The sequence below is a fragment of the Thalassospira lohafexi genome (assembly GCF_002844275.1).
In the GTDB taxonomy this organism is placed as follows: domain Bacteria; phylum Pseudomonadota; class Alphaproteobacteria; order Rhodospirillales; family Thalassospiraceae; genus Thalassospira; species Thalassospira lohafexi.
Map to the genome: position 1 here is coordinate 22,930 of NZ_NXGX01000004.1, position 23,995 is coordinate 46,924.

Annotated in this window: 24 protein-coding genes and 1 riboswitch; of the genes, 11 read left to right on the top strand and 13 right to left on the bottom strand. The window is 53.8% G+C overall.

The window, feature by feature from the left end:
* Positions 1 to 68 precede the first annotated feature (68 nt).
* Positions 69 to 1,325, top strand: a complete 1,257-nt coding sequence (mtaB, locus tag COO92_RS09920) for a tRNA (N(6)-L-threonylcarbamoyladenosine(37)-C(2))-methylthiotransferase MtaB (RefSeq protein WP_022734137.1) — start codon at positions 69 to 71, stop codon at positions 1,323 to 1,325.
* Positions 1,322 to 2,257 (top strand): signal recognition particle-docking protein FtsY, encoded by a 936-nt coding sequence (gene ftsY, locus COO92_RS09925; RefSeq protein ID WP_101301803.1) that lies wholly within the window; start codon positions 1,322 to 1,324, stop codon positions 2,255 to 2,257. Before mtaB ends, ftsY begins: the two co-directional genes overlap by 4 nt.
* A gap of 73 nt (positions 2,258 to 2,330) precedes the next feature.
* Here the strand turns inward: ftsY and COO92_RS09930 are convergent, their stop codons facing one another.
* Positions 2,331 to 3,713 carry a diacylglycerol/lipid kinase family protein gene (locus COO92_RS09930; RefSeq protein WP_101302551.1) on the bottom strand — a complete coding sequence of 461 codons (1,383 nt, stop codon included), beginning with the start codon at positions 3,711 to 3,713 and terminating at the stop codon, positions 2,331 to 2,333.
* A 75-nt stretch (positions 3,714 to 3,788) separates the two neighbouring features.
* A complete protein-coding gene (locus COO92_RS09935) occupies positions 3,789 to 4,292 on the bottom strand; it encodes a Dps family protein (protein WP_101301805.1) in 504 nt (167 codons plus the stop codon).
* A gap of 217 nt (positions 4,293 to 4,509) precedes the next feature.
* Here COO92_RS09935 and COO92_RS09940 point away from each other — a divergent pair, with 217 nt between their 5' ends.
* Both COO92_RS09940 and COO92_RS09945 read left to right on the top strand, forming a co-directional pair.
* Positions 4,510 to 4,974, top strand: a complete 465-nt coding sequence (locus COO92_RS09940; RefSeq protein WP_101302552.1) for a hypothetical protein — start codon at positions 4,510 to 4,512, stop codon at positions 4,972 to 4,974.
* Positions 4,975 to 5,088: 114 nt separating this feature from the next.
* On the top strand, positions 5,089 to 5,673 hold the full coding sequence (locus COO92_RS09945) for a YqaA family protein (protein WP_101301806.1): 585 nt from the start codon (positions 5,089 to 5,091) through the stop codon (positions 5,671 to 5,673).
* A 65-nt stretch (positions 5,674 to 5,738) separates the two neighbouring features.
* Here the strand turns inward: COO92_RS09945 and COO92_RS09950 are convergent, their stop codons facing one another.
* Positions 5,739 to 5,948 (bottom strand): hypothetical protein, encoded by a 210-nt coding sequence (locus tag COO92_RS09950; RefSeq protein ID WP_022734131.1) that lies wholly within the window; start codon positions 5,946 to 5,948, stop codon positions 5,739 to 5,741.
* 342 nt (positions 5,949 to 6,290) lie between these two features.
* Here COO92_RS09950 and COO92_RS09955 point away from each other — a divergent pair, with 342 nt between their 5' ends.
* From COO92_RS09955 to chrA, 4 genes are all read left to right on the top strand, one after another.
* Positions 6,291 to 6,818 (top strand): RNA polymerase sigma factor, encoded by a 528-nt coding sequence (locus COO92_RS09955; RefSeq protein WP_101301807.1) that lies wholly within the window; start codon positions 6,291 to 6,293, stop codon positions 6,816 to 6,818.
* Position 6,819: 1 nt separating this feature from the next.
* Positions 6,820 to 7,062 (top strand): hypothetical protein, encoded by a 243-nt coding sequence (locus COO92_RS09960; protein WP_101301808.1) that lies wholly within the window; start codon positions 6,820 to 6,822, stop codon positions 7,060 to 7,062.
* A 519-nt stretch (positions 7,063 to 7,581) separates the two neighbouring features.
* The gene (locus tag COO92_RS09965; RefSeq protein WP_101301810.1) at positions 7,582 to 9,051 is read left to right on the top strand and encodes an AMP nucleosidase; all 1,470 of its coding nucleotides are present in this window, start codon (positions 7,582 to 7,584) and stop codon (positions 9,049 to 9,051) included.
* Positions 9,052 to 9,235: 184 nt separating this feature from the next.
* Complete coding sequence (gene chrA / locus COO92_RS09970; protein ID WP_101301812.1) at positions 9,236 to 10,525, top strand: chromate efflux transporter; 1,290 nt, start codon at positions 9,236 to 9,238, stop codon at positions 10,523 to 10,525.
* A gap of 7 nt (positions 10,526 to 10,532) precedes the next feature.
* Here the strand turns inward: chrA and COO92_RS09975 are convergent, their stop codons facing one another.
* The 6 genes from COO92_RS09975 to COO92_RS10000 all read right to left on the bottom strand — a co-directional run bounded on the left by COO92_RS09975 (position 10,533) and on the right by COO92_RS10000 (position 17,229).
* Positions 10,533 to 11,990 (bottom strand): serine hydrolase domain-containing protein, encoded by a 1,458-nt coding sequence (locus COO92_RS09975; RefSeq protein ID WP_101301814.1) that lies wholly within the window; start codon positions 11,988 to 11,990, stop codon positions 10,533 to 10,535.
* Positions 11,991 to 12,094: 104 nt separating this feature from the next.
* Complete coding sequence (locus COO92_RS09980) at positions 12,095 to 13,261, bottom strand: MFS transporter (RefSeq protein WP_101301815.1); 1,167 nt, start codon at positions 13,259 to 13,261, stop codon at positions 12,095 to 12,097.
* 159 nt (positions 13,262 to 13,420) lie between these two features.
* The gene (locus COO92_RS09985; protein WP_101301817.1) at positions 13,421 to 14,002 is read right to left on the bottom strand and encodes a helix-turn-helix domain-containing protein; all 582 of its coding nucleotides are present in this window, start codon (positions 14,000 to 14,002) and stop codon (positions 13,421 to 13,423) included.
* 99 nt (positions 14,003 to 14,101) lie between these two features.
* Complete coding sequence (gene rsmD / locus COO92_RS09990; protein ID WP_022734123.1) at positions 14,102 to 14,671, bottom strand: 16S rRNA (guanine(966)-N(2))-methyltransferase RsmD; 570 nt, start codon at positions 14,669 to 14,671, stop codon at positions 14,102 to 14,104.
* 6 nt (positions 14,672 to 14,677) lie between these two features.
* Positions 14,678 to 16,510 carry a pseudouridine synthase gene (locus COO92_RS22370; protein WP_101301819.1) on the bottom strand — a complete coding sequence of 611 codons (1,833 nt, stop codon included), beginning with the start codon at positions 16,508 to 16,510 and terminating at the stop codon, positions 14,678 to 14,680.
* Complete coding sequence (locus tag COO92_RS10000; RefSeq protein WP_101301820.1) at positions 16,507 to 17,229, bottom strand: gamma-glutamyl-gamma-aminobutyrate hydrolase family protein; 723 nt, start codon at positions 17,227 to 17,229, stop codon at positions 16,507 to 16,509. The genes COO92_RS22370 and COO92_RS10000 overlap by 4 nt, the downstream gene beginning before the upstream one ends.
* 563 nt (positions 17,230 to 17,792) lie before the next feature.
* Between COO92_RS10000 and COO92_RS10010 the strand changes: the two genes are divergently transcribed.
* Positions 17,793 to 18,245 (top strand): nucleoside deaminase, encoded by a 453-nt coding sequence (locus tag COO92_RS10010; RefSeq protein ID WP_022734120.1) that lies wholly within the window; start codon positions 17,793 to 17,795, stop codon positions 18,243 to 18,245.
* Between the two features lie 16 nt (positions 18,246 to 18,261).
* Here COO92_RS10010 and COO92_RS10015 read toward each other — a convergent pair whose 3' ends face one another.
* Positions 18,262 to 18,735: an RrF2 family transcriptional regulator gene (locus tag COO92_RS10015; RefSeq protein ID WP_101301824.1), complete on the bottom strand. Its 474-nt coding sequence runs from the start codon at positions 18,733 to 18,735 to the stop codon at positions 18,262 to 18,264.
* 154 nt (positions 18,736 to 18,889) lie between these two features.
* On the opposite strand from COO92_RS10015, the gene COO92_RS10020 reads away from it, so the two are divergent.
* Positions 18,890 to 19,522: a class I SAM-dependent methyltransferase gene (locus COO92_RS10020; RefSeq protein ID WP_101301826.1), complete on the top strand. Its 633-nt coding sequence runs from the start codon at positions 18,890 to 18,892 to the stop codon at positions 19,520 to 19,522.
* 78 nt (positions 19,523 to 19,600) lie between these two features.
* Here COO92_RS10020 and COO92_RS10025 read toward each other — a convergent pair whose 3' ends face one another.
* The 3 genes from COO92_RS10025 to COO92_RS10035 form a co-directional block, all read right to left on the bottom strand.
* On the bottom strand, positions 19,601 to 21,202 hold the full coding sequence (locus COO92_RS10025; protein WP_101301828.1) for an OpgD/OpgG family glucan biosynthesis protein: 1,602 nt from the start codon (positions 21,200 to 21,202) through the stop codon (positions 19,601 to 19,603).
* A 224-nt stretch (positions 21,203 to 21,426) separates the two neighbouring features.
* Positions 21,427 to 21,777 carry an Atu4866 domain-containing protein gene (locus COO92_RS10030; RefSeq protein ID WP_101301830.1) on the bottom strand — a complete coding sequence of 117 codons (351 nt, stop codon included), beginning with the start codon at positions 21,775 to 21,777 and terminating at the stop codon, positions 21,427 to 21,429.
* A gap of 32 nt (positions 21,778 to 21,809) precedes the next feature.
* The gene (locus COO92_RS10035) at positions 21,810 to 22,556 is read right to left on the bottom strand and encodes an SDR family oxidoreductase (protein WP_206186390.1); all 747 of its coding nucleotides are present in this window, start codon (positions 22,554 to 22,556) and stop codon (positions 21,810 to 21,812) included.
* A gap of 169 nt (positions 22,557 to 22,725) precedes the next feature.
* Between COO92_RS10035 and COO92_RS10040 the strand changes: the two genes are divergently transcribed.
* Positions 22,726 to 23,643 carry an AraC family transcriptional regulator gene (locus tag COO92_RS10040; RefSeq protein WP_101301832.1) on the top strand — a complete coding sequence of 306 codons (918 nt, stop codon included), beginning with the start codon at positions 22,726 to 22,728 and terminating at the stop codon, positions 23,641 to 23,643.
* Between the two features lie 96 nt (positions 23,644 to 23,739).
* Positions 23,740 to 23,943: riboswitch (cobalamin riboswitch) on the top strand.
* The last annotated feature ends 52 nt before the right edge of the window (positions 23,944 to 23,995 follow it).

Here is a 23,995-nt window from a genome sequence, read left to right on the forward strand (position 1 = left end):
GCGCTCCGCACTTTTCCTTCAATAAGGGACATTGTGGAATATTTCCCGAACCTGAGATTGATCGCAGAATGTCGAGCATCAAAGAGCCACGCGTCGTTACATTTGGATGTCGTTTGAACACCTATGAATCCGAGGTGATGCGCGACCATGCCAAAAATGCGGGACTTGATGATGCGATCATTATCAATACATGTGCGGTCACGACCGAGGCGGAACGTCAGGCGCGGCAAAGCATCCGCCGCCTGCGTCGTGAAAACCCGGACGCCAAGATTTTCGTGACCGGCTGTGCGGTTCAGGTCAATCCGGACAAATTCGCCAAGATGGGCGAGATCGACCGTATTTTTGGCAACGATGCCAAGATGAAGGCCGAAACATTCCTGATGCCCGACCATGAACGTGTTGTTGTTAACGACATCATGTCGGTCGAGGAAACCGCAAGTCACCTTGTTTCCGGGTTTGAAGGTCGTGCACGCGCCTTTGTGCAGGTCCAAAACGGTTGTGATCATCGTTGTACGTTTTGCATCATCCCGTTTGGCCGTGGGAATTCCCGCAGTGTGCCGATGGGCGAGATCGTTAGTCAGGTGCGCGAACTTGTGGCCAACGGATATGGCGAAGTTGTTCTGACCGGTGTTGATATCACGTCCTATGGTCATGACTTACCGGGCAAGCCGACCTTGGGGCAGATGTCACGTCGGTTGCTGGCACAGGTGCCTGAATTGCCGCGTCTGCGCATTTCATCGATTGACCCGGTTGAAGTTGATGAGGATTTATTCCGTTTGATCGAAACCGAACCGCGTCTGATGCCCCATATGCATATCAGTTTGCAGGCGGGTGATGACATGGTTCTCAAACGCATGAAACGTCGTCATTTGCGCCAAGACGTAGTCGATTTTTGCCAAAAAGTCCGTGATCTGCGATCTGATGTAACGTTTGGTGCTGATATCATTGCCGGTTTCCCGACCGAAACTGACGAGATGGCCGAAAATACCCTGCGTCTTGTCGACGAATGCGGCCTGATTTACCTGCATGTCTTCCCGTATTCATCTAGGCCCGGCACACCGGCGGCAAAAATGCCCCAGGTGCGAAAAGACATTCGTAAGGATCGTGCGGCCGCTTTGCGTGCCGCAGGGGATATTCAACTCAACACATTTTTGAAGTCACGCATCGGCATGATCGAGAATGTCTTGGTTGAAAAGGAAAATACCGGCCATACGGAGCATTTTGCTCCCGTTATGCTTGATCGCGTGATAGAAGCGGGCACGATAGCCAAGGCCAAAGTCACTGGCCTTGAAGATGGAAAACTGATAGCGGAGCTTACGGGATGAGTGAAGAGGGGAAGACAAGCTGGTTTGCCCGGTTAAAAAACGGGCTGAAACGCTCCTCCTCAAAGCTGACCACCGGGATTGCCGACATCTTCACCAAGCGCCGTCTTGATGATGATGCGCTTGAAGAATTTGAAGATCTTCTGATTACATCGGATCTTGGGGTTACAACCGCTGCCAAGCTGAGCGCGGAACTGGCCAAAACCCGGTTCGACAAAGAAGTCGATTCTGCGGAAATTCAGCAATTCATTGCCGACGAAGTTGCCAAAATCCTGGAGCCTGTGGCCAAGCCACTGGTGATTGATCCGACAAAGAAACCCCATGTGATTTTGGTGGTTGGTGTTAATGGATCGGGCAAAACCACAACAATCGGCAAGCTTGCAAAAACATATAAGGATCAGGGCCTCAAGGTCATGATGGCGGCGGGCGACACATTCCGTGCAGCCGCGGTCGAGCAACTTAAAGTCTGGGGCGAGCGCACCGATTGCCCGGTAATTGCGCGTGATACCGGGGCGGATGCCGCCGGTCTTGCCTTTGACGCGATTGATCAGGCCAAGCGCGATGGCTATGACGTGCTGTTGGTTGATACTGCTGGTCGCCTGCAAAATAAGGCGCATCTGATGGACGAACTTAAAAAGATTGTCCGGGTGATCACCAAGCGCGATGAGACGGCGCCGCATGATACGCTTCTGGTTCTTGATGCGACCACCGGCCAAAACGCCCACTCACAGGTCGAAACATTTTCCCAGGCAACAAATGTTAGCGGGCTAATTGTCACCAAGCTTGATGGCACAGCCAAAGGGGGCGTTGTTGTCGCGCTGGCCGAAAAATTCGGCAAGCCGGTGCATGCCATCGGTGTTGGCGAGGCAGCTGAAGATTTGCGGCCGTTCGAGGCAAGGTCCTTTGCGCGCAGTTTGGCTGGGCTTGAAGACTAGATTAGATTTGCGGTTGCATTTTAACTGCGGACAGAGAATTTAAAAAGGCAGCCTGTTGAGGCTGCCTTTTTTATTATGCCTTTAGTTCCGCAAAGCTTTTGCTGATACGGCTGATTTCACTTTTAAGCGCGTCCATAGGGTGTTGCGCATCAGCAGGCAATTGCGTCATGTCAATCTGCTCTGTTTGCGTTGACAGGGCATCTGAGCGGGTTTTAAGGCCATGTGCCAGTCGTTGGTCGGCGTTTTCAAGCAACCAGCCCATAACATGGTCGCGCAGTTCTTCGAGACTGTGCAAATCCGGATCGGGTGACGATGTCGGAAGGCCATATTTGTGTAGGGCTAGTTCAAGCTGACGGGAAATAGCGCGGAGATCGCGTGCGCCATCGTTGCAGACCGCCCGTAATGTACCGCTTTTGGCCACCGGGAAAATTGCTTCCAACCGGATCGCAAAATCGAGGGTATCTACCATGATGTCGTTGATCAGGGCCCGCTGCGTAAGGTCTGCGTGTGGGCTTTCTTCCTGTGGGGCACCGTCTGTATCGAGATCAAAAAAGGTGTTTGGCGCAAATACGGGAAGTACGCGGCGATGGATGGTGAAATGTGCGGGAAGTTTACTGATGATTTCACCGTCGGCAAGGATCGGTGCGCCATCCTGCCCGGTGATGGTGATCTCGTCACATTCCATGGTCAGGGCATAGGTGCTATCATCGACCGAGCCAAACAGAAGTTCGGCGGCAATGTCCATGCCGCTTAGTGTATCGACGCTATCGCGGATGGCAAACATGTGAAGGTAGCCGTCATCGGGGCGTTTGGCTTCGCTTGGGCGCAGCCCGCCACCAAAATAACGACCATTGGTTACGGTCAACTGCCGAAGTGTCAGCGACTGTGGTGCGTTATCGCCACATGTCACTGACAGATCCATCGGTGTCATTTCCTGCCAGCTTTGCCAGTTTGCCACTGCATAGCTGACAGCGCCAAAGGCACGTTTTAAATCCGGATTGATCCGGTGCCGGGCATCTGCGGGCACGCCGATGCTCGCCGCATTTACAAAAGTCTGATCATTGACCTGACCAACATCAATCATTGCGATCCGGCCATGAATTGCCGAACGCGCGGCGGTCAAGGGATCATCAAGCAATGTCAGTGTGCGGGCAAAATCATTGGCCGTGCCAAGGGGCAGGGGGATCAACACCACCTTGTGTTCAATCACGGTATCAAGAATGGCATTCATTGTGCCATCTCCGCCGCCAACGACAACGATATCGCCCGGTTCGGTGTCGTTGATGATGCAATCACGAATCTTGGATGGATCCTCACACAGGGTCAGGTTCGTCTGATACCCGGCATCTTCAAACACATCACGTAAGGCTTGGGCACCATTCTGGCGCCAGTCGTCGGGAAGCTTTGATTTGGTCAGCAACAGACTGACTTTGCCCGTTAGATCAGAGTTTTTCACCGGGATCCCCTTTGATAAGGAAAAATGCATTGTGACCGGTGCCTGTGTCAGACACCGGTCATCATTATGGCAAGATCAGGAAATTGTTGCACGCAACATCCATGCGGACTCTTCATGCACGCCGATGCGTTCGGTCAGAAGGTCGGCGGTTTTTACGTCCTCGACTTCTTCTGCTGCGGCAACACCGTCACGGATCAGTCGGGCCATTTTTTCATGATCCTCGACCAGTTCCTTGACCATTTCGTTGGCCGGAAGGAGCTTTTCCTGATCGGTGATGACGGAATGTTCAATCATTTCCGTAATCCCGGTCGGTGCTGCGAAACCGATTGCACGGATGCGTTCTGCCATATCGTCGTTTGCGACATGCAGATCCTCATAGTGTTCTTCGGTCATTTTATGCAGCGAATAAAAGGTCGGTCCAACAACGTTCCAGTGAACGCCGCGGGTTTTGGCATAAAGCACGTGCGACGAACCAACGATCCGGGTGAGCATTTTGGCAAGTTTCTGACGATCCTTGCGATCGACACCGGCATCGACGGGAAATTCCTTCGCAACGGTTTTCATACTGCTATGTGCCATCTCAAAACTCCTTTGGTTTCTTGAGCGTCTTTATGCGACAGCGACAGGCGCAAGACGTACGCCGTATCGCGGGTAGTTGCTTTAAAAACGTAAAGGGGGAGGCAAAAGTTCCATGAATTAAAATCAACATAATTGGAACATTCTTTTGACCCATCCGTTGATCATTGTAAGCAGCGTGCAAGTAATTGCGCTGTATTTCACGAATAAGGAGGTTGTGATGTTTAGTAAAACTGCACTTATGGTTGGTACGATAATGTCTGTTGCTGTTGCCGGTCCTGTATATGCCGGATCGACTGCGACGACCGACCAGGCAGATACGATGGCAACCGACGACGCAATGAAATCGGACGCCAACAAAATGGGTGACAAGGTCGCGAACGAGTATGAAGACGCGAAGGACTTCACCTATGAAGAGAAAGATGAGTTTCTGGCTTGGGTCGAAGAGAAAAGTGACCAGTTGGGCGACCAGTATGACGAGGTATCAGCGAGTGTGAAACAGGACAGCGAAGAAGCTGTCGATGAACTTGCTGAAGCATGGAATGGTGCAAGCGCCGAGCTTGGTGAGGCGTTCGAAGACGCGAAGGAAGCGTCCGCCGAAAGCTGGGAAGAGGTAAAGAAAAATACCATGACCGCGCTTGAAGATGCTCAGAATGCTCTCTCGGACGATCAAACCGTCGAGTAAGACATCACAACTTGAACTCGGTGACGTGACGTTCCGGGAGTTGCAGCCCGCCCATTTCGGGCGGGCTGTTTCTTTGTGCGGGCATTCGTTAGGTCGATGCAAAGGGCGGTCTGAATGGCAAAAAATGAAAAACAACACTCACCATCGTCGATGCGGCAAAAACTGAAAATCTGGCAGGACCGTCTTGCTACGCTGGCGGCGGGCCGAAAGGGGCTTTGGGGGATTGCGCTGGCGTCCTTCATGGAAACCACAATCATCCCTATCCCCATTGAAATTGTGATCGCGCCGGTTATGGCAGCGTCGCGTGCACGCGGTTTTATTGTCGCGACCGTGACACTTGCTGGCAGTGTCGCAGGTGCGTTGGCGTTGTATCTTTTGGCCTATCTGCTGTTTGACGATCTGGCCCAGCCGCTAATTGATATGGCGGGCGGTCAGGCGCAGTTTGACGATTTGCAGACCAAATTTGAAACGGGTGGGTTCTGGGTGGTGTTTGCCATCAGTGTCACGCCAGTCCCCATGCAAATTGCCGCATTGGCTGCCGGGGCAGCATCCTATCCGATTTGGCTGTTTGTCATTGCAATTTCGGCTTCGCGTGCATTGCGATATTACGGATTATGGTTGCTGGTTTTAGGTTTCGGGGCCGGAATCGCCCGCATATTCGAGGGGCGAAAGCCCAAAGTCAGTCGAAATTCTGGTTGATACAGTACGAAAAAGACAAATGGCCCGGTAAATTACCGGGCCATTTTGATGATAAAACAGAAAATTTATTCTGATTCGACGCGGAAATCAGTTGTGGCTTTGCCATCTGTTTCCGGTTCAGCGAGCTTTTCGTTGATCAAGCCGCGGCGGATAAGTTCGCGAATAGCGGCTGCACGTGTCGGCATACGATGCTCAAAACGCCAATCATCAATGACCTTTAGTTCATCGTCATCCAGCATAATCTGGAGTTTTTCTGTTCTTTTCGGGGATGCCACGTGGATTTCCTGTCGTTTACAGCGGGACTAACATCCGCCTGAAGCCGTTGATTATCAAGGCACTTCAAAATTTTGGAGTAACTTACGTTACCGCTGTTTGTTCCATAAGACAACCATCTTGCTTAGTTGGCGTAAGTCCATTCAGTTAAGTAAGTAATGTAAAGTAATTATTTATAGTAATGGATGTACATTCAGCCGGTGAACTATAATATGTCAAATATGTGTGTTGATGTTGTTATGTATATGTAGCAACTGCACTGTATTGCCTAAGTGAAGTATACGATTTTACTTTAACTATTATTTTTATTTGTTACGGTTGGGGCATCGAACAAGGAGGTTGTGATGTCTAAACAAGTGATGAATGAAATCGAAGATCATGTACCCGCGTTGCGCCGTCATGCATATCGGCTGGCTGGCAGCATGGACCGTGCACAGGATCTGGTTCAGGACACCCTGTTGAAAGCCATCAGCAAAAAGGATCAGTTCGAAGAAGGTACGAGCCTGAAGGCTTGGTTGCACCGGATTCTGTTCAACACGTTTATTTCAGGCAAGCGCCGCGAAAAAACGCGTGGTCCGCAAGTGGACTGGGATGATTTGGGCGACGTTTACGGTCATGGTAGCAATCAGATGGCGCGTTTGCAGCTTCGTGATGCTGACCGTGTTCTTGAAGAGCTGCCTGAACAGGAACGTCAGGCAATCATGCTAACGGCTGTTGAAGACGTATCCTATCAGGATGCTGCTGATCAGATGTGTGTGGAAATCGGGACTGTAAAATCCCGCGTTGGCCGTGCACGCCGTAAGCTGCGTGCGTCAGTCGGTCGAATCGAAGCACGTGAACATGCATCCCGTTATGTTTCAGAGGCAGCTTAAAATGTGTGCGGTTCTTGCGATCTATGGCAAGGAAGACATCCTTGCCTATGTTCGCGGGGCACTCGATGACAAAGAAGAACAACAAGAAATTGAAAGTCTTGTAAAAAGTGACCTGCGGGCAGCTGATGTTGTTGAAAACATACAGGCAGACGATATAGGTGACGACGGGACATTTGATATTGAGGCGTTTCGTCGTCTGAGAAAACTGCGCGAGATAGCGAATAAAGTAGGGGCGCGCAGCTAAGGCATGCATTTTATGCATGGAAGTTGATATAAAATAATATTGACTTTAGTGACCATTGGTCAGATACTAATCATACATCGAGGTTGACCGTCTTTTCCCTCAACGTCTAAGGCACCTCCTCGAAATTGCCGAAACCGTCCCCCGGTTTCGGCCCTTTTTTTATCTGCATTCCAGTTCTGTACAGGTGACGACGCCACAAGCGTGCCAGTATTTTTGATGCTGTTATGATCAGCGCATCAAAACTGTCATTTGGAATTCTTGAAAATCATCCCGACATATAAGTCATAACCTGCTGAAACCGACGGCAAACCGGGCCAAAGCGAAATATGCATGTTATGGCATGAAGACGACTTCGCCTGCTGATTGAGGAAACCCAAAAAGTTTTCGGTTGTCAGGTGACGGGCGAGCGGTGATAAATCTCTCGCTCCAAGGGCTGTTGTTATTTGCTGTCACTTGAATAAAGTCATGTAGACGCAAAACAACAGGACCAAACAACAATAACAAAAAGGAGCATCCATTATGGTTTCAGAAGTTCACGGGTCTGTAAGAGAACTGTTTGAATTCACCGACGCCCAAAAGGCACTTGAGCGCATAAAGGACATCTATGCGAACGGTGCCAAGGCTGTCCAAGAGGCCTTTGATCTTTTCGGCGAAGGTAAGCAATCTTCCCCTGTGCGCGCATACTACCCGTATCTGGGAATTGAAGTGCCGCCGGAAAAACTGCATGTCGAAAGCACATTGTCTTTTGGTGCCCCCCGCGACCCCGGTGTTTATGGCACGACGCTCACCCGTCCGGATGTGTTTGAAGAATATTACCGCCAGCAGATCGAACTTCTGCTGAAAAATCACGACGTCCCGGTTGTTGTCGGTGTGTCGGATCGCCCGATCCCATTGCCGTTTCTGGTCGAAACCGCAACCGATAGCATCGGCCCGACCGATATCCGTCAGTTGCAGATGGTCTTTGATATGCCTGATCTGGCGCGGACCGATGATGACATCGCAAACGGTGTTCATTACGGGGTGACAGCCGGGCCAAAGCCGCTGTCGCTGTTTTCGGGCGAACGGGTTGATTATTCGCTGGCACGTCTTCGCCATTACACGGCAACCGCACCGGAACATTTTCAAAAGTTCGTGCTGTTCACCAACTATCAGCGCTATGTCGATGAGTTCATCGAGTTTGCCAAGGAACAGCTTGATGATCCCGAAAGTCCGTATATCGCCTTTGTCGAGCCGGGGCCAAAGGTTCATGTCAGCAAAAATGCTCCTAAAAAGTGGAAAGAAAGTGGTGAGGCGGCAGCACAACTGCCTCAGATGCCATCCTACCATCTGGTCCGCGAAGACGGGTTGGGCGTGACGCTGGTCAATATCGGTGTTGGCCCGTCGAATGCCAAAACGGCCACCGACCATATCGCGGTCCTGCGACCGCATTGCTGGTTGATGCTGGGCCATTGTGCCGGATTGCGCCGCAGTCAGCTTTTGGGGGATTACGTTCTTGCACACGGGTATGTCCGCGATGATCATGTGCTTGATTCCGATCTGCCATTGTGGGTTCCCGTGCCGCCAATTGCCGAGGTGCAAGTCGCATTGGCAAATTCGGTGACCAAAATCACTGGTCTTAAAGGCCGCGAGATGAAGGCACGCATGCGGACCGGGACGGTTGCCACAACCGATAACCGGAACTGGGAACTGCGTTATAGCGAACTGTTTGTCCGCCTTAACCAGTCACGTGCAATTGCGGTCGATATGGAAAGTGCGACCATTGCCGCCAACGGTTTCCGGTTCCGCGTTCCGTATGGAACGTTGCTATGTGTGTCGGACAAACCGGTGCACGGCGAATTGAAACTGCCGGGCATGGCAAACACGTTCTACCGTCAGCGTATCGGCCAGCACCTTCAGGTCGGGCTTGATACGATCGATACGCTGCGCCAGGACGTCAATCAGCTTCATTCGCGCAAATTGCGGTCGTTGGACGAGCCAGCCTTCCGATAAGGCCGATAAGACGTTCCGATTTAAAAATCAAACCCCTGTCATTCGGTTCAAGCCGCGTGGCAGGGGTTTTGTTATGGTTTCGTGACGATTGCCAAATGGTCGGCTTTTGGCTTTTCGCCAGTGGTGCCATTGGATATGGTCTGGCGGCACGAATATGCCAAACGATCAGGGGACGAGGCCGGCAATGTCACAAAAGACACCAAGTGATACGGCGAAAGCCGATCAGGATAAGGGCGGGGCAAACAACGCCGATACAGGTGTTCTGCCAGCCGATGGGGTCACACTTTGGCAGGTTTTCCTGATCTTTTTGCGTCTTGGCCTGACCAGCTTTGGCGGGCCGGTCGCCCATATCAGTTATTTCCGCGAAGAGTTCGTGCATCGTCGTCGCTGGCTAAGTGATTCGCGCTATGCCGATCTGGTGGCTTTGTGTCAATTCGCCCCCGGACCGGCCAGTTCACAGGTCGGGATGGGGATTGGCATGGCGCTTGGCGGGGTACGTGGATCCCTTATGGCGTGGCTTGGCTTTACCATGCCGTCGGCGATTGTCCTGGCGGTTCTTGGCATAACATTTGTGCATTTTGATCTGGCGGCGATTGATAACGTCATTCGGGGGCTCAAATTGGTGGCGGTTGGCGTTGTCGCCCATGCGCTTGTCGGGATGGCCCGAAACCTGTGTCCGGACGTGCCACGCGCCACCATTGCGGTGGTTTCGGCCGGTGTGATGATTGTCAGCGATACGGTGTTGGCGCAATTTGGCGTGATTATCGGCGGCATGATTGCCGGGTTTATCCTGCTACGTACTGTAACCGAGCCCGAGAGGTACGATGCGCCAACATCGCATTCCACCAAGGGTGCGGTTTTTGCGCTTGGCCTGTTCTTTGTGTTGCTCGCAGGGCTGCCGATTGTCGCCCATTTTGATCACAGTGGGCTGTTTGCCGTGATTGATGGGTTTTACCGCAGTGGCGCATTGGTGTTTGGTGGTGGGCATGTTGTTTTGCCCTTGCTTGAGGCTGCCGTGGTTGATCCGGGTTGGGTCAATCAGGAAGCCTTCCTTGCCGGGTACGGCGCAACACAGGCAGTGCCCGGTCCGATTTTTACCTTTGCCGCCTATCTTGGGGCTGTGCTTCATGCGGGTGAGGGATCGGGCACGTGGTTGATCAGTTCGGTTACGGCTTTGATCACACTCATCGCGATTTTTTTGCCTGCATGGTTGCTGGTGATTGGCATCTTGCCGTTCTGGGATCGTGTGCGGCATGTGCAAAGCATGCGGGCAGGATTACTGGGCGTTAACGCGGCTGTGGTCGGCTTGCTGGCAGCGGTTTTATATGATCCGATCTGGACCGGGGCCATTCATAATGCTGTCGATATCGTCTGTGTCGCTGTGGCCTTTGCCATCCTGCAATGGCGGGTCATGCCAGTGTGGGCTTTGGTCGGGTTGGGGGCATTGCTGGGATATGTTGTTGGTTTGATCTAAGCTGGCTTTATTCAGCAGGTTTTTCGTTCTGCCCTGCATCTTGATCCTCGCCCTCGCCGTCTGGCAGCTTGGTGGCGTTTGGATCAACTGTTGGGAAAAGCTGGCTCAGGTTGGCGATGAACTGGCGCAAATCAAAAGCATCGCGGTTGCGCGTCAGGCCCAAACGAACAACAACCAGTTCTTTTGACGGAATGACGCTGATGGATTGTCCATCATGCCCAAGCGCGAAAAAGGCATCATCGGGTACCTGCGGTGCACCAGGGCGGTCATCAGTGCCGCCCGGCAGATCAAGCCACCAATGCGCGCCGTAATTACCATTTGGCGCGGCTGGTGCCGGGGTGGTGGAGTAATCCACCCATCCTTTGGGTAAAAGACGTTCGCCGTCCCACACGCCGTCTTGCAGGAACAGCTGACCGATTTTTGCCCAATCGCGTGCGGTGGCATGCATGAAGCTTGATGCGATAAAGTAGCCATCCTGATCGGTTTCAATCACGGCATTGTTAATGCCAAGCGGACGGAACAGAAGTTCTGCCGGACGTTTTTGGTATGTTTCGCGCGATCCGCTCAGATTGCGGATTGCAGCCGATAGAATGTTGGTTGTCCCGGAGTTATAGGAAAAGACCTCCCCGGGGGAATTGGTAAGTGGTTGGGACACGGCAAACCCGGCGGCGGCCGGTTCGATGAACAGCATCTGCACAACGTCTGATAACGGGTTGGCATAGCTTTCATCAAATTCGAGACCACTGCTCATATGCAGTAAGTTGTCATAGGTGATGGTCGCGCGTGGGTCGCCTGCTTCTGCGTGCCATTCATTGATCAGGACCGGGTCGGCCATGTCGCCAATCATGCCTTCGAACTGCATCCGACCAAGCAGCGCATTAAACACGCTTTTGGTCATCGACCAGCCGGGAAGGGGCGTGTTGGCAGAAATCCCGTCGTCATAACGTTCTGCAATCACCTTGCCTTGATGCAAAATGACAAGGGCGCGGGTGCGCCGCGTTGGTTTCGGGCCGGGTTCATCCATCGCGTCAAACAACAGGCCGGTAAGTGCACGGCGTTCGACATCAATCGGCAATGGTCCGGTTAAAAGCGGCCTTGCCGTGATGGGGCTGATAAGAGGGGTACTGTTGCGTAAACGGGTGATCTGGTCTTCATCATTGGCCAGAACGCAACCCAGATGTGGCCGATACACCGCCCAGCGTTTGCGAAAACCAAAGGCATGTGCGCTAACAGTCTGGTTGCGCAGATCAACATTGGTCGTAATCAATGACAATAGCGGGTTGTTATCGGCCAGAACATCTTCGGCCTGCGCCCGGCTGGATGGCAGCCCGTTTACAAAAATGGCCGAACACATGATCTTTGCGCTGTAACCGGCGCCGATCGGGGCAAGCCAGATGAAAAAGCCGGAAACAACCATAAGACCAAGCAATATCGTGCCGATAAAGATGGCCTTGATCAGTTTCATTCCGTTTTCCCTGTTACGAGCTTCGCAGTACTCCCGACTGCTTCAGAGCATGAGAGTCGCCTGCTTCGATGGACAGGTCAAGTCATCGTATCGTATAGGTCGCCTTATGTTGCACTGCGTTTCTGTGACGATTTTCCCAGTGAAATCAGGAAGCCGGCAAAGTAAAGCGCGCCAAGAACCCCCGCTGCCCCGGACCAGCCGCTCCGATCGATCATCGCACCAGCAATAGGTGGGACAATCACGACAAAAATCTCGGCGAATTGGGCAAGCATCCCCTGAAGGGCGGGCATCGAAAGCCCACCTTTGGCAATGCCGGGCAAAAGGGCAAAGCATGTGCCAGCAACCGCCCCTTGACCGATGTTAAATATGATCAGTGCCGTCAGGCTCAGTGGCATATGCGTGCTGACAAAAAGAGTGGAAATCGCAACTGCCATTATGGGTAAAAACAGCATCAAAATCCGACGTCCGGCAATATTTCGGCCCAATGCCATGCCAGCCCCGACGCTGCCGATGATATTGCCGACAATGGCTGTGGTGCCAATAATTCCGGCGGCGGGTGCGATGCCGATATCAAGATTATCGGCAAGCATTGTGGGCATGAAGGCAAGGGCGGCTGAGGTCGCCCCGGCAAAAGCCGAAAATGTCAGCGCGACACGTAAGGCCGCACGTGATTTTAAAACCCCGATGACCCCGACCAGAAGCGATTTACGTGGTGTGCTTGTTGTGGGGGGCGTCATAATGGCAAGCAAAGGTAACAGGATCACAACCGGAACCGTGCAGGCCACAACCGCCAGCCGCCAGTCAAGCCAAACCAGCACTGCCGCACTGACCCAGTTGCCCATGGCAATGCCGACCGGAATAAACGTGCCCCAGATGCTCATGGCCATGGCGACAATTTTGGGATTATCAAATCCGGCCATCCAGCTTGGTGCGCCGACGACAATCAAAAGATAGCCGATGCTGGTTACAACCCGCCCGACATACAGCATGACGGCGACATCGGCCGCTGCAAAGATGGTTGCGCCAAGGATCATCATCAAACAGCCCAGAACAAGCGATTTACGCAATCCGGCGCGGGCGGCCCAAACACCTGTTGGAATGGCGGTCAGCGCACCGGCAGCTGTAATCAGCGATGCCACAAGGCCAAATTCTGCCTGACTTAATCCAAAACCCGCACGCAAATCAGGCGCAATTGGGCCGATCAAGCCGACCTGCATTGAGGCTGTCAGTCCAAGTCCGTACAGGATCGAAATAGCAAAGATCGGTGGCATGTGGGGCGTGTCCGTTTGGTGTCTTTTATTTTCGGTTTGCTGTGCAGTTTTGCCGGTGCTTTTAAATCTTGGCAAACATGCAAAAGGCGGTTTTCAGATGTACCTGAAAACCGCCTTGAATATCCACGAATGAAATATGCGTGGTTATGGCAAAATGCGTTAGATGGTGTGAGGCGCGTGATCAAACCCGGTTGTCAGGCGCACCGCCGTCCCGTCTGACAGGAAGAACCGTTCCCACAGGATGTAGCTATCGACAATGCGCATCGGTGCGCCGTCGCGCCGCGATGTTTCAAATGTCAGGTGGTCGGTTTGATCTTCGTGCCAGCCAAGGACATGCAGGCTTTTTTCCGCAACCGCGATTTCCGGTGTGGCAAACCGCCAAAGTGATGTGCCCAGAAGATCGGAACAATCACGTTGCCATTCATGTTCGCGGGCCTGTGAGGCACAGAGCAACCGGTGGGATCGGTCTTCGATCAGGTGCACGCGCTGGTTCGAATGAATGACAAGCCGTTTGATTGCCTGATCCAGACGGAAATTGCGCTTGCGCGTCATCATCTGATCAATCAGGTCAAGCTGGACCGGGGCGGGGCGTTGCATGCCCTTTTCCCAGCGCGAAACGGTCGCCTGCGTGACGCCCAGAATATCGGCAAGGCGGGCCTGCTTGATGTCGCTTTCGCGACGCCAATGGCGCAGGCGACGGCCAAATTCACCGTCCGGTGCTGTTTGGGGCAAGGGTTTCATTGCGCTTAACCATATCGTTTAACGTCAAAACGCTACCACAGATCACGGGTTTTTGCAGCAGGCTGATGTGATGTCCAGCTTTACGCAAAGGATATTAGGTCAGGCCGAAAACCGTCCGATATCGATCTGGCATTTTCCGTATTTGCGGCTGTCACACAGCTCAAACCCGTCCAGCGTGATTTCCGGGTCGCGTGGGTCACGTTCGGCAATGATTAATGTGTTGCCATCAATCCAGCCCGCAGCAGCAAGGGCAGTAATGCTGGTTTCAAGCAATTGCTTGCCATAGGGCGGATCAAGGAAAACCATGCTGGCGGGGGCAGATGCGCGTGGTGGCTTGGTGGCATCGGCACGCTGAACGCGTGCCTGATCGCCAAGCTTCAAATTGGTGATGTTTTCTTCGATCACCGCCAGAGCACCGCGATCAGTATCAAACAAAACCGCCTTGCTTGCCCCGCGTGAAATCGCTTCAAGGCCCAGGGCCCCCGATCCGGCATAGGCATCAAGGATCACGCCATCAAACAGCGGATGGAAATCATCCTCATACCAGCGCGATGCATGCGACAGGATGCTAAAAAGCGCTTCGCGTACACGATCAAGGGTCGGGCGTGTTTCACGTCCTGCTGGCGGGGTCAGAGCCCGGCCGCGATGACTGCCACCTACAATCCGCATGTTCGATTAGTCCTTCTTGCCGCGTGGGCGGTTGCCTGCGGGCTTGCGACCCGGGGTGCTTGTACTGTTGCCTGAACGACCGGCTGGTTTGCCACCCGGCTTGCCGCGACCGCCCGCGAACCCGGCACCATCGCGCCGGCCGCTGTCACGGGCACTATCGCGAGAACCGCCACGTCCAGTATCGCGCCCACCATCACGGGTAGTGCTGCCCCGTGGGCCAGTACCACGTGCACCGGTGCCGCGTGAACCCCCGTCACGGTTTCCAGCGTCGCGTCCGCCACTGTCGCGTCCCGCACTGTCACGTCCGCCATCACGGGCATTGCTGCTCCGTCCGCCGGTACTGCCGCGTGGTCCTGTGCCGCGCGAACCGCTATTGCGGTTTCCACCGTCTCTACCACCAGAGTCTCTGCCACCAGAATCTCTGGCGCCATCGCGTCCAAAGCCATCTCGGCCACTATTTCGCCCACCGTCTCGACCGCCATCACGGCCACGTCCGTCTCTGGCATCGTCACGGCCACGACCATCTCTAGCATCGGAACCGGCAAATCTGCCGCGACCGGGTTTGTCAGAACCAGATGCCCCACCCGGCGCATAGCGTCCGCGTCCCTTGTCGGTCGGACGGCCCGAACTGCGATCGTTACGATCATCACGGTCATCGCGTTCTGGACGGGCGTTGCTGGCGGCCGGTTTTCCGCGGCCACCCGGACGGGGGGCTGCGCCGATGCGCGGCTTTTCCGAGCGCGACGAAGCACTGCGCTTATCATCACGCGAGGCCCCACCACGAGGGGCATCATTGCCACGACGGTCATTGCCACCATCACGATCCGCCTCGTTGCGATCACCTTCGGAACGGTCCAATGGGCGTCCATAGGAGCGACCCGCCCCCGGACGGCCAAGGCTTGGACGGCCTGCACGGCTATCGCGCGGGTCGTCATCGGTGCCATTGGTATTGGCGTTCGGGTTTTGGGCCGGACCGCCTTGCTGGCGTTTGCGCTGTGCGGGTTGGCCAAAAACAGTGCGCGGTGCTTTGGGGCGCGATGTGCCGCCACGTGCCACGGATTTCTTTTCAGAAACCTTGCTGTAATCACCCTTAAAGAAGGCTGCGAGTTGTTCTTTCATCACCTTGCCGGTGATTTCTTCGCAATCACCCGGGGCAAGGCTGCCCAACTGGAACGGACCATAGGACACGCGCATCAAACGGGTGACCGGCCAGCCAAGATGTTCCATCACGCGCCGGATTTCCCGGTTTTTGCCTTCGCGCAAGGTCACCGTCATCCAGGCGTTGGAATCTTTTTGAACATCAACCTCGGCATGGATCGATCCGTAGTGCACACCATCAACGGTGACACCTTCTTCAAGCTGTTTAAGCTTTGATTCTTCAATGCGGCCATGCACACGCACACGATATCGGCGCGCCCAACCAGTTGCAGGCAGTTCTAGATAACGGGCCAATTCGCCGTCGTTGGTCAGCAACAACAACCCTTCGGAGTTCAAATCAAGCCGTCCGACTGAAATGACACGCGGCACATAGCTTGGCAGATGTTCAAATACTGTATCGCGGCCCTGTTCATCGCGGTGGCTGGTGACCAGTCCGCGTTTTTTAAACAGACGCCAAAGACGCGGTTTTTCTTTTTCCGGCAAGGGTTTACCGTTGACGTAAATCTCGTCTTCGTTGGTCACGGTGACGGCGGGGCTATCAAGCACCTTGCCGTTCAGTTTGACCAGGCCTTCGTCGATCATGCGTTCGGCATCGCGGCGCGAACAGACGCCCGACCGTGCAATGCGCTTGGCAATGCGTTCGGGTTTGTTTTCACCTGGTGTCGGGGTCTTGTCGCTCATGTGCGGGCCTCGGAAATCAGGGCGTCGAAAATCTTCGCATCGCCCGAACTGATATGAAATTCGGGATGCCACTGGACCCCGAGACAATAACGGTATTTCGGATGTTCAATGCCTTCGATCACGCCGTCAGGCGCGACCGAGTTAATGATCACATCCGGGCCAACCCCATCAACCGCCTGATGGTGGGCGGAATTGACCGAAAGCGTTTTGACGTCGCCAACAATTTTCGCAAGCAGTGTGCCCGGTTCAACCGTGACATCGTGACCGGCTTCATCACGCGGATTGGACTGTTCATGCGCCAGCGCGTTTTTGACGCTATCAGGAATGTGCTGGATCAGCGACCCGCCAAGGATCACGTTAAGCAATTGCTGCCCGCCACAAATCCCTAGAACCGGCATATCACGTTTAAGCGCACCTTCGGCCATCGCCCATTCAAACTTGGTGCGGCGATCTTTGGTGACAACCGTATCATGGACTTCTTCTGCGCCAAACAGGGTTGGCGAAACATCAAACGCCCCGCCGGTCACCACCAGCCCGTCAATCAGATCAAGCAGATCAGGCACAAGGTCAACCTCATGGGGCAGGGGCATTGGAATGCCACCGGCTTGCGCCACAGCACCGGCATAGTTTTCACGCAGCGCATACCACGGGAATTTCGAATAACCACCCGGTTCTTCGGAATCGAGTGTAATACCAATGATCGGCTTGCGCGTGGTCATGTCGGGTGCAACTTTGCTTGTGGTAATGCTAGGGTCAGGGCCTATTAATTTGGTTGAACTGGTCAATCAGATTTGTGCGGATAGGCGAAGCAAGAATGCAGGAAGATATATATCTTTCAAGTTTTTGCGACAAAGTAGCCCGTGCAAATCTGACTGATCCGAAGGACAGTCGTTATATTTGTCAACTCCTGCGTCAAATCCCTTGTTCGGGATGCCGACCCGTTCTGCGGGCTTTTCCTTGGATTTGGCAAATATAACGACTGCCATTTCAATCAAATTAATAGGTCCTGACCCTACGGCGAATAATTCTTGGCGGAAACTACCCTTGCAACCGCGTAAGGGCAACGGCAATTCACGCCGATGGTCTATGCGTTGTGTGCAAAGGCCAAACTGGCATCATCTAACGGACGATCCAATGATGATCTCTTGACCGATCCGATGCGAGATTGCACTGTCATATGGGTTCAGATCCTAAACGGGCCCTAACATCAAGTAAAAACAAACGCCGCTTTGGCAAGTTGTGCCGCTTGCTCCGTGCAGTGCGTGATCGGGATGGAAAAATCATGAGCGCAGACAGCTTTATGGACATGGCCCTTGAAGAAGCCCGTGCCGCCGCCCGTCGCGGTGAGGTGCCGGTGGGGGCGGTTCTGGTCGACGCCGATACGGGCGAAGTCCTTGCACGTGCAGGCAATCTGACCGAGGAACTTAACGATCCGACTGCGCATGCCGAAATCCTTGTCATCCGTGCAGCTGCCGGGGCCAAGGGCGAGCCAAGGCTTCCCAATTGCGATTTGTATGTCACGCTTGAACCTTGCCCGATGTGTGCCACGGCCATTTCCTTTGCCCGTCTGCGCCGGGTTTATTTCGGCGCCTATGACCCAAAGGGCGGTGGCGTTGATCACGGGCCACGTGTGTTTGAAAGCTCATCATGCCATCACCGTCCGGAAGTGTATGGCGGCATTGGCGAGATTGAAGCCGGTAAGTTGCTGAAGGATTTCTTTGGCAGCCTGCGCTGATACCTGGCATCGGGGCTTAGGGGATTTTGCTGGCATCAAACCGGTAATCATCCGGATTTAAGCCAAGTTCTTTCATCCGCGTTTCATAATCACGGGCAAGATCGGCCATCGTAATTGCCGAAAGCACGCTTAGAAATGTTTCTGAGGCCACGCGCAAAGCTTCGGCGGTGGCCGCATTGGCGGCCTGTTCCATCAAACAGTGTGATTCTTCGTTGCCACAGCCCAGCGCAAAAAGTTTGGGCGCGCCAAGCGCGTCATAAATCCCGGCCAGTGTGATCTCTGACAGCGGTTTGGCCAAAACCCAGCCCCCGCCATGCCCCTTGGTCGAGGTGACAAACCCCTGATCGCGCAATCCCGCCATGGTACGCCGGACAACAGCCGCATTGGTGTTGAGCATCCCGGCAAGCAGATCGGATGTTGCCGGATCCGTCATCTGGTCAAGGTGCAAAAGGGCATGCAGCACACGGGGCATGCGGTTGTCCTGACGCATCAAAGGGCTCCTGTTGGTCGGTTGGTTCTGTCTGATCTTTAACACATGAAACAACCAAAGATACATGAAATTGACAGGCACAGCGAATCATGTAACTTTAAATGATTCATGATCCGCTTTTGAGAACGTACCTGTCATTGAACTGAGGCACGACATGAAGATTGATCCGAACATGGACCCGACAGAGTTTTGGCAACAGCATTATGAAAAGGCCACACCCAAAACCAGCGGTCGGCCAACGGCGGTGCTGGAGAAATTCGTAACTGACCGGACGCCCGGCGCGGCACTGGAACTTGGATGTGGCAAGGGGGATGATGCGGTCTGGCTGGCGAAAAATGGCTGGGCTGTAACCGCGATTGATATTTCCGCAACCGCGATGGGCTATGCGCGCGCCAATGCGGTGCGCAACGGCGTTTTGGAAAAGATCACATTTGACCAACGAGATCTTATGACCGATTTTCCAACGGGTAGTTTTACGTTGGTGACCGCACAGTTTCTTGAATCCCCGGTGGTGTTTGCGCGTAATTCGATTATCAACTGTGCATCGCGTCTGGTTGCACCGGGGGGATTGTTGTTGGCGACATCGCATGGGTCGGTGCCGTCATGGTCATGGGAAAAGCCCGATAAATGCTACCCAAAGCCAAAAGAGGCGCTCGAAAACCTGAGCCTTGACCTGACTGAATGGACGCAGATCTGCGTCGATAACCTTGACCGTTTGGCAAAGGGCCCGAACGGCGAAGAAGGCATGGTGCTCGACACGGTCATCGCCCTTGAGCGCAAAGGTTAACCGGCAAACTTAAATGCAAACGGACCGACATCGTCATGATGTCGGTCCGCCGTATTTCGGTCTGTTGCGAAACCTGTTTTAGCCTTGCTGCTGGTTGGTGAGTCCCGGCAGATGCTGGAACATCCAGGTTTCGCTGAGCGGTGCATCATCAAGTTTCAGATACATGCGCAAATCAACCGGATCGGTGCCGGTGGCCTTAAGGTCGAACGCGGCCCGCCAGATCCTTGTATCCATGATCGGTTCGATCTTGGTGCGGACAATCTCGCCGCGTGATGTCGAAACGATGACTTCCGGGAACTCGCCATATTCAAGGGTGCCCAGAATATCGCCTTCGAACTCGACGGAAAACTTGATCTCGTCTTTGGGGCGGTTCGTACCGGGTTCCCCACCGCGACCCATGCGGGTTGCGGTGACCTTGGCCAGTTTTTCAACCGGGAACGGATTTTCAGCCTGCCAGTACAAACGATATTTGAACTGATAACTGTTGCCCGCCTTGGCAGGCTCATCAGGCACCCAGAATGACGCGATATTGTCGTGAATTTCGTCATCTGTCGGAATTTCAATCAGCTGAACAGCCCCCTTGTTCCAGTCTTCAAGCGGTTCAACCCACAGGCTGGGACGGCGGTGATAGCGCACCCCATCAAGATAATGGCTGACCTCACGGTCGCGCTGCATCAAACCAAAACCACGTGGCGTGTGATCGCCAAAGGCAGAAGCGCGGATGACTTCGGGGTTATTGAGCTGTCGCCAGATACGTTCGCCACTGCCGGTCCAAAGCTCCAAACCGTCAGAATCATGGACTTCCGGACGCCAGTCAAACCGGAATGATTTGTTTTGTTCGGAATACCAGAACATGCTGGTCAGCGGCGCAATACCAAGACGTTCAATATCTTTGCGGATAAACAGGTGCTTTTCGATGTCCATCGTGACCCCTTTGCCACGATAGAGCAGGAATTTATACGCACCCGTAATGCTGGGCCCATCGAGCAGGGCATAGATGGTTACCGGGTCTTCAGCCGATTTGGCAGGTTCGATGTAAAATTCGCGAAAATCGGGGAATTCTTCGGGGACGGATGTGGCGGTATTGACCGTGATGCCACGTGCGGACAGGCCATACTGGCCTTCATCGCCAATCGCACGGAAATAGGATGCACCAAGGAAGGCCGCCCAATCCTGAGTTTTCCAGTCATCGCGTTCAAGGTTTTCATGCAGGCGGAATCCGGCAAAGCCGCTGTTGTCGGACAGTTTGCGCGCGATGCTGTCTTCGGGCATGTCAAAGTAATCCGGACGATAGACAACTTCACGCGCCGCCCCGTCTTCAAGCAGATACATGTGCACCGGCTTGGCGAAATACATACCCAAGTGGAAGAACGTCATCGGATAAGTGCCCGACCCATCGGCAAACGGCGAATGGTCGCGTTTGTAATGCAGCTTTCCGTGGGTGTCGTAATCGATCTTGCCGACAATCTCGGGGTCGGGTGCGATGGGGGCAACATAGTCCTTCGTTGCCATCGTACGCGCCCGGTTGATCAGTGCGTCAAAATCAAAGTTCTGCGCATCGCCCAGTTCAAGCGTGTCGTTCGCGGCCATTGCCGCACCAAACATCGACATGCCCGGCAGGATGACACCTGCGGCGGCCACGGATTTTAAAAAACGTCTGCGTTCCAAAGAAGTTGTCATTCACCAAGTCCCGTTTGTCGAATATGCCGGAATAATACCTGACAGTGTGGAGGTAATCGGGACAAATGATGGCAAATTCAAGGTCGTAATTACTGGATCCTATGCATGGTACCCCGCAGGAATAGCATTTCATAAGAAAGAACGATACCGCCGGGCGATATCGTTCTGCGATACTCGAAATAATCGTGTGGGCGGTTGTCAGGCGGATGGGGAGCTTGCTGAGATCAGTTGGTTTGATCTTGGCGAAACATCACCATGCCGCCGTGATACAGCACATCATTTTCAAAATATCCATCGGCGGTAAAACCAGTGTCATCCTGATAGGTGACATAATTTCCCGAAATTTGATAATCGCCCTGATAGGCCGATTGTCGTGTTCCGCGCGCCTCGTCATAGCGACCGTCAGAGCGCAACTCCTGACGGACATATCCATCCTCGGTGACCCACATGCCGACATAAGGATGCGGTGACGTTTGTAATGTTGGGTTCATCTCTGCCTCCTGCTGGGCGGATGCTGATGGTGCGAACACCATCAGCATCGTTGTTAGGGTGAATGAAAGGATGCTGTGTTTCATAACTGCGTCCTTGTTTCAGGTGTTCTCAGTCCTTAGAAGGCCGATGCCGTCGGGCGTACAATCACTTCGTTGACGTCAACATCAGAAGGTTGATCAAGTGCATACAAAACGGCCCGTGCAATGGCATCCGGGGTTAGGGCAATCTGGCGGAACTGGGTCAAAAGCTTCTTGCCGCTTTCATCGGTGATGTCATGACCAAGTTCGGTTTCGACAACGCCGGGCGAAATGACTGTTACCCGGACATTGCTGCTTTCCTGACGCAGGCCTTCGGAAATGGCCCAAACGGCATATTTGGTGGCGCAGTAAACAGCAGCGCTTGGTGCGACCATATGCGCAGCAATCGATGCGGTATTAAGTACATGCCCGCTGCCCTGTTCCTTAAAGATCGGCAGAACTGCCGCAATCCCGTTCAGAACGCCGCGAATGTTGACATTGATCATATTGTCCCATTCATCGGTTTTCAGTTCCGACATCGGGGCAAGTGGCATGACACCGGCATTGTTAAAGATCGCATCAACGCGGCCAAACATGTTCTTTGCATGATAGACAAGTGCTTCGACACTTTCGGCGTTGGTGACATCGACCGCGCGTGCCATTGCTTTGCCACCCGATGCTTCGATTTCGGTGGCAAGTTGGTCAAGCCGTTCGGTGCGGCGTGCACCCAGAACGACGTTTGCACCATGGCTGGCCAGAAGTTTGGCGGTGGCTTCGCCGATGCCGCTGCTGGCACCGGTGATGATAACGGTTTTGTTTTCGACGTGATTGATTGGGTTCGGCATGACATCCTCCGTGTGTTTGTGTCATGGCCTTACTGTGTCGTTTTCGATGCGTTCGATGAATACACAGAACTCGACATCGATTGCCTAATCCTCCAAATTCGGTTTGAGGTGCTTTGCGGGACAGTTTCGCGGTGTATACTGGGGTCACTGAAAACAAAGGGTTTGGGCGATGGATAACTTTCAACGGCTATGTCATTTGATTGACAAATACTGTGAACCGGATGGGGCTGTGCGCACTGCGGTTGAACCGGTATGGATGTATCGTTCGACCGGCCCAACCCTTAAGGTGCCAACGATTTACAAGCCCTGTCTGTGTCTGATCATTTCCGGTGCCAAGGAAGTTACGCTCGGTCAGGAGGTCTATCGCTATGCGCCGGGGCAGTTGCTTGCGGCGTCGGTGGACTTGCCATTGGTCGGGCATGTGACCGATGCGACACCTGATCTGCCCTATCGCAGTTTGTCTCTTGATCTAGACGGGAAAATTCTTGGTGATCTGGTTGCCTGCATGGATTTGAACATCGGGGGCGACGGCGACAGTTTCAGGGGCCTGTTCGTCGAAGAAACATCCACAGGACTTGTTGATGCGGTTTTGCGTGTCGTTGAGCTTCTCGAACACCCCGAAGAAATATCGGTGATGTTGCCGCTTTTGATGCGCGAAGTGCATTACCGTCTGTTAAGAACCGGGCAGGGTGCCTTGATTGCCCGTCTGGCGATGGGCGGCAGCAATATGCAGCGGATTTCAGCCGTGCTGCGTTTGATGAAGGATAATTTCCACAAACCGCTCCGGGTCGATGAACTGGCCAGTCATGCCAATATGAGCCCGTCTTCCTTCCATCATCATTTCAAGCAGGTCACCGCCATGAGCCCGCTGCAATATCAAAAACGCCTGCGCTTAACCACGGCCCGGCAAATCATGTTGGCCGAAATGAAGGATGCGGCCAGTGCGGCCTATGAGGTGGGATACGAAAGTACATCCCAGTTCAGCCGCGAATATGCCCGCATGTTTGGGGCGCCACCAATGCGTGATATCTCGACAATTCGAAGCCAGCCCTCAGGGCATGAAGTGGTAGAGCCCTCCGTTCATTAGTAGGTCCTAGCCCTAGGTACCCAGGCACGCCAGATGCGCCAGATGCGCATTTGCCCTGTGTTCCCGTAATTCGCTTGACGGGTACGGGGGGCTGTGTGACATCCTATTTGGGTTGGTATCCGAAAGGATAAAGGGAATTCGACGCAGCCATGCCGATGGTAGGGCTGTTAACCGAAGCTGCCCCCGCAACTGTAGGCGGTGAGCACTTTTCTGATCAAAAGCCACTGGGGTTTACCCTGGGAAGGCAGAAAAGTGTGACGACCCGCGAGCCAGGAGACCTGCCAACATCACGACACTGGACCGGGCGGGGTGCCCCGGAAAATGTCGGCCATGTGTTACGGTCGCTGGCAGG

Excerpts from the sequence above, each read along its gene's own strand:
- COO92_RS09955 (WP_101301807.1), top strand. The coding sequence starts at position 6,291 with ATGTCTAAACAAGTGATGAATGAAATCGAAGATCATGTACCCGCGTTG.
- COO92_RS10010 (WP_022734120.1), top strand. The coding sequence starts at position 17,793 with ATGAGCGCAGACAGCTTTATGGACATGGCCCTTGAAGAAGCCCGTGCC.
- COO92_RS09940 (WP_101302552.1), top strand. The coding sequence starts at position 4,510 with ATGTTTAGTAAAACTGCACTTATGGTTGGTACGATAATGTCTGTTGCT.
- COO92_RS09985 (WP_101301817.1), bottom strand. The coding sequence starts at position 14,002 with ATGAAACCCTTGCCCCAAACAGCACCGGACGGTGAATTTGGCCGTCGC.
- chrA (WP_101301812.1), top strand. The coding sequence starts at position 9,236 with ATGTCACAAAAGACACCAAGTGATACGGCGAAAGCCGATCAGGATAAG.
- COO92_RS10015 (WP_101301824.1), bottom strand. The coding sequence starts at position 18,735 with ATGCGTCAGGACAACCGCATGCCCCGTGTGCTGCATGCCCTTTTGCAC.
- COO92_RS10000 (WP_101301820.1), bottom strand. The coding sequence starts at position 17,229 with ATGACCACGCGCAAGCCGATCATTGGTATTACACTCGATTCCGAAGAA.
- rsmD (WP_022734123.1), bottom strand. The coding sequence starts at position 14,671 with ATGCGGATTGTAGGTGGCAGTCATCGCGGCCGGGCTCTGACCCCGCCA.
- mtaB (WP_022734137.1), top strand. The coding sequence starts at position 69 with ATGTCGAGCATCAAAGAGCCACGCGTCGTTACATTTGGATGTCGTTTG.
- COO92_RS10040 (WP_101301832.1), top strand. The coding sequence starts at position 22,726 with ATGGATAACTTTCAACGGCTATGTCATTTGATTGACAAATACTGTGAA.
- ftsY (WP_101301803.1), top strand. The coding sequence starts at position 1,322 with ATGAGTGAAGAGGGGAAGACAAGCTGGTTTGCCCGGTTAAAAAACGGG.
- COO92_RS09960 (WP_101301808.1), top strand. The coding sequence starts at position 6,820 with ATGTGTGCGGTTCTTGCGATCTATGGCAAGGAAGACATCCTTGCCTAT.
- COO92_RS09945 (WP_101301806.1), top strand. The coding sequence starts at position 5,089 with ATGGCAAAAAATGAAAAACAACACTCACCATCGTCGATGCGGCAAAAA.
- COO92_RS10025 (WP_101301828.1), bottom strand. The coding sequence starts at position 21,202 with ATGACAACTTCTTTGGAACGCAGACGTTTTTTAAAATCCGTGGCCGCC.
- COO92_RS10035 (WP_206186390.1), bottom strand. The coding sequence starts at position 22,556 with ATGCCGAACCCAATCAATCACGTCGAAAACAAAACCGTTATCATCACC.
- COO92_RS09965 (WP_101301810.1), top strand. The coding sequence starts at position 7,582 with ATGGTTTCAGAAGTTCACGGGTCTGTAAGAGAACTGTTTGAATTCACC.
- COO92_RS10030 (WP_101301830.1), bottom strand. The coding sequence starts at position 21,777 with ATGAAACACAGCATCCTTTCATTCACCCTAACAACGATGCTGATGGTG.
- COO92_RS10020 (WP_101301826.1), top strand. The coding sequence starts at position 18,890 with ATGAAGATTGATCCGAACATGGACCCGACAGAGTTTTGGCAACAGCAT.
- COO92_RS09975 (WP_101301814.1), bottom strand. The coding sequence starts at position 11,990 with ATGAAACTGATCAAGGCCATCTTTATCGGCACGATATTGCTTGGTCTT.
- COO92_RS22370 (WP_101301819.1), bottom strand. The coding sequence starts at position 16,510 with ATGAGCGACAAGACCCCGACACCAGGTGAAAACAAACCCGAACGCATT.
- COO92_RS09980 (WP_101301815.1), bottom strand. The coding sequence starts at position 13,261 with ATGCCACCGATCTTTGCTATTTCGATCCTGTACGGACTTGGACTGACA.
- COO92_RS09935 (WP_101301805.1), bottom strand. The coding sequence starts at position 4,292 with ATGGCACATAGCAGTATGAAAACCGTTGCGAAGGAATTTCCCGTCGAT.